At 71.0% G+C, this 3065-nt stretch carries 4 protein-coding genes and 1 pseudogene; all 5 read left to right on the top strand.

The annotated features are described in order from the left end of the window. A pseudogene (locus H0W38_RS19660) lies at positions 1-287 on the top strand (type II secretion system protein GspH); the annotation flags it as partial. Positions 288-312: 25 nt separating this feature from the next. After that, entirely contained in the window at positions 313-681 is a 369-nt protein-coding gene (gspI, locus tag H0W38_RS19655; RefSeq protein ID WP_367162451.1) for a type II secretion system minor pseudopilin GspI, read from the top strand. Between the two features lie 3 nt (positions 682-684). Further along, positions 685-1320, top strand: coding sequence for a prepilin-type N-terminal cleavage/methylation domain-containing protein (locus H0W38_RS19650; RefSeq protein WP_292457333.1), 636 nt, complete (start codon positions 685-687; stop codon positions 1318-1320). A 4-nt stretch (positions 1321-1324) separates the two neighbouring features. After that, complete coding sequence (gene gspK, locus H0W38_RS19645) at positions 1325-2335, top strand: type II secretion system minor pseudopilin GspK (protein ID WP_292457330.1); 1011 nt, start codon at positions 1325-1327, stop codon at positions 2333-2335. A 114-nt stretch (positions 2336-2449) separates the two neighbouring features. Continuing rightward, on the top strand, positions 2450-3065 hold a 616-nt coding region (gene gspL / locus H0W38_RS19640), incomplete at its 3' end, for a type II secretion system protein GspL (protein ID WP_292457327.1).

The raw sequence follows: 3065 nt of genomic DNA, 5'->3' as shown, positions 1-3065 counted from the left end.
CCGGCGTGGTGGTGCGCTGGGTGCCAGGCGGAGAAGACGGCGGCTTTCGCTTCGTCGGCCTGCCGGCCTCGCTGGAGATGCCCACGCAGTGGCTCGGCGACGAGGTCGGCGCCGAAGTGCTGACCGAGTTCGGCCCGGCCGTCGGCGCCCTGCTCGGCCCCGAACCGGTGATCGGTGCACAGCGCATCGTCCTGCGCGTCGATTCGCAGATGCTGATGCTGGCCACCGACGGACTCGGGCCCTTCGTGGTGACGCCTGCCGAGGCCGAGAGCCGTGCCGCGCGCTGAATCGTCTTCCCGCCGGCCCCCCGCTCTGCGCTGCCGCCGGCGCTCACGCGGGCTGACGCTGATCGAGGTGCTGGTCGCGCTGGCCGTCGTCGCCGTCACCCTGGGCGCGGGCATCCGGGCGGCCGGCGCGCTGACCGACAACGCCCAGCGCTTGGCCGACGTGACCGCCGCACAGTGGTGCGCCGACAACCAGCTCACCTCCCTCACGCTGGCCAAGCAGTTCCCCGGCGTGGGCGATAGCGATTTCGGCTGCGAGCAGATCGGCACCGTCTACAACGGCCGGCTGGTGGTGCGGCCGACGCCCAACCCGAACTTCCGCCGCGTCGACGCTGTGATCGAGACGTTCGAGGGTCGTCCGGTGCTGACCCTTTCGACCATCCTGTCGAGGTACTGAGGCATGCGCTGCGCTCCACGCTCGCGCGGCTTCACGCTGGTCGAGCTGCTCGTCGCCCTGTTGATCATGGGCATGGTGGCAGCCATGGCCTGGCAAGGCGTGGACGGCATCGTGCGCTCGCGCGACATCAGCCAGGAGCGGCTCGAACAGACGCTGCGCCTGCAGTCGGTGATCGCGCAATGGGAGGCCGATCTGAGTCAGCTCCAGGACAGCGAGGTGGTGCCGGCCCTGCAGTTCGACGGCGCCAACCTGCGGCTGACGCGGCGCCATCCCGCCGGACTGCAACTGGTGGTGTGGTCGCTGCGCGGCGATGCCTGGACGCGCTGGGCGAGCCCGCCGGCCACGCGCAATGCGGCGCTGCAGGAATACTGGCTGCGCTCGCAGCAACTGCTCGGCAACGAGCCGGGGCAGTTGCGCGCGCTCGGCGGCATCAGCGGCTGGCAGCTTTACTTCTGGCGCGGCAACTCCTGGAGCAATGCCCAATCCACCGGCAACGTGGCGCCCCGCGCGGGCGTGCCGGGGTTGCCGCCGCGCCAGGCGCAGCAAATCCTTCCTGAAGGGGTGCGCATGATCCTGAGCTTCGCCGAAGGCAGCGGCTACAGCGGGGCGCTGACGCGCGACCTGCGCGTCGGACCCTAGCGCCATGCAGCACCGGGCACAGCGCGGCGCGGCATTGCTCACGGCGATGGTCATCGTGACTCTCGTCGCCACACTGGCCGGCTCGATGGTGTGGCAACAGTGGCGCGCGGTGCAGGTCGAGGCGGCCGAGCGAGCGCGCGTGCAGTCGCAGTGGATCCTCGACGGTGCCATCGACTGGGCGCGGCTGATCCTGCGCGAGGACGCCCGCTCCGGCGGCGTCGATCACCTCGGCGAGCCGTGGGCGCTGCCGCTGGCCGAGGCCAAGCTGTCCACCTTCCTCGCCGCCGACCGCGACAACACCGACGACGCGCCCGACGCCTTCCTGTCGGGCGTGATCATCGATGCGCAGTCGCGATTCAACTTGCGCAACCTGGTGGAGCCCGGCGCCAACGCCGCCGCCGAGGCGCAGGCCCTTGCCGACTTGTTCGAGCTGGCCGGCGCGAGTGCCGACGCCGCCGCCCGGGTCATCGCGGCGCTGCGTGACGCCGCCCCGGCACGCGCGCCCGTGCCGGACGTCGGTGCCGGCACCGGCACGAGGACGGAGACGGACACGACTGCGCCGCAAACGGCACGCAGCGCCGATCCACCGCTCATGCCCGAGCGCATCGACCAGCTGGCGTGGCTCGGCCTCGACGCCGAGACCCTGCAGCGCATCACGCCCTATGTCACCTTGTTGCCGGTCCGCACACCGATCAATGCAAACACGGCCTCCAAGGAAGTGCTGGCGGCGGTGATCCCGGGGATGGACCTGGCCAGTGCCGAGCGCGTGGTGCAGCTTCGCCAGCGTAATCCGCTGCGGCAATTGACGGAGATCACGAATCTGCTGCCGGAGGCGCAACGCAAGAACCTCGATCAGAGCACGGTGGACTTCAAGTCGCGCTACTTCGTGGTACGCGGCCGCTTGCGCCTGCAGGACCGCGTGGTGGAAGAGCGCGCGCTGGTCGAGCGCCGGCAGCTGGAAATCGTGCTGCTGCGCCGCGAACGCGTCACGGCGCTCGACAGCGTTGTTCAGTAGCCCGCCCCCTGCTCCCCCGGGATACCCGGGGATACATCAAGAAGGCTGTCTAAGTGCTTGATTCCACAGGTTTGTAACCGACCGGCACCTAGAATTGCCTGAACCCTTGCCGACATGACCACACTCGCCGTCTCGATTGCCCCGCGGCCGCGACTGCGCGCCGCCGCCCAGCCGTCCACCGCCCATCCCGGCGGCGACTTCGCCTTCGTGCTGAGCGAAGACGGCCTGATCGTGCAGCGCGAAGGCCACGCCGCCGCCGCGCTGCTGCCCAAGGCCGATCTGGTAGTGGCCGTGCTGGCGGCGGCCGACGTGAGCTGGCACCGCATCGCCTGCCCCAAGGCGCCCGCCGCGCGAATGGGCGCGGCCCTGGCCGGCGTGCTCGAGGAAGCGGTGCTCGACGACGCCCAGCTGCTGCATTTCGCCCTGGCTCCCGGTGCCAAGGGCGGCGAGCGCGTCTGGGTGGCCGCGACCGACCGCGCCTGGCTGGCGGCGGAGATAGGCGCCCTGGAGAAAGCCGGCGTGCGCGTCGATCGCGTCGTGCCCGTCGCTTGGCCCGACGAGCCGCCCTGCGGCCACTTTTTCGAAAGCGCCGGCGGCGACGACCGCAATATCGACCTGTCACTGACCTGGGCGAATGCCGAAGGCGTGGCCACCTGGCCCGTGCGGGGCGGCCTGGCCCGTGCCCTGCTGCCGCAGCCGCTGCCGCCCGAGGCCCGCTTCACCGCCACGC

Origin of the sequence: Methylibium sp. (assembly GCF_013817365.1) — a bacterium.
Classification (GTDB): Bacteria; Pseudomonadota; Gammaproteobacteria; order Burkholderiales; family Burkholderiaceae_C; genus Methylibium.
Note: the sequence above shows the minus strand (reverse complement) of the source record. Positions and strands in the feature narration are given on the sequence as shown.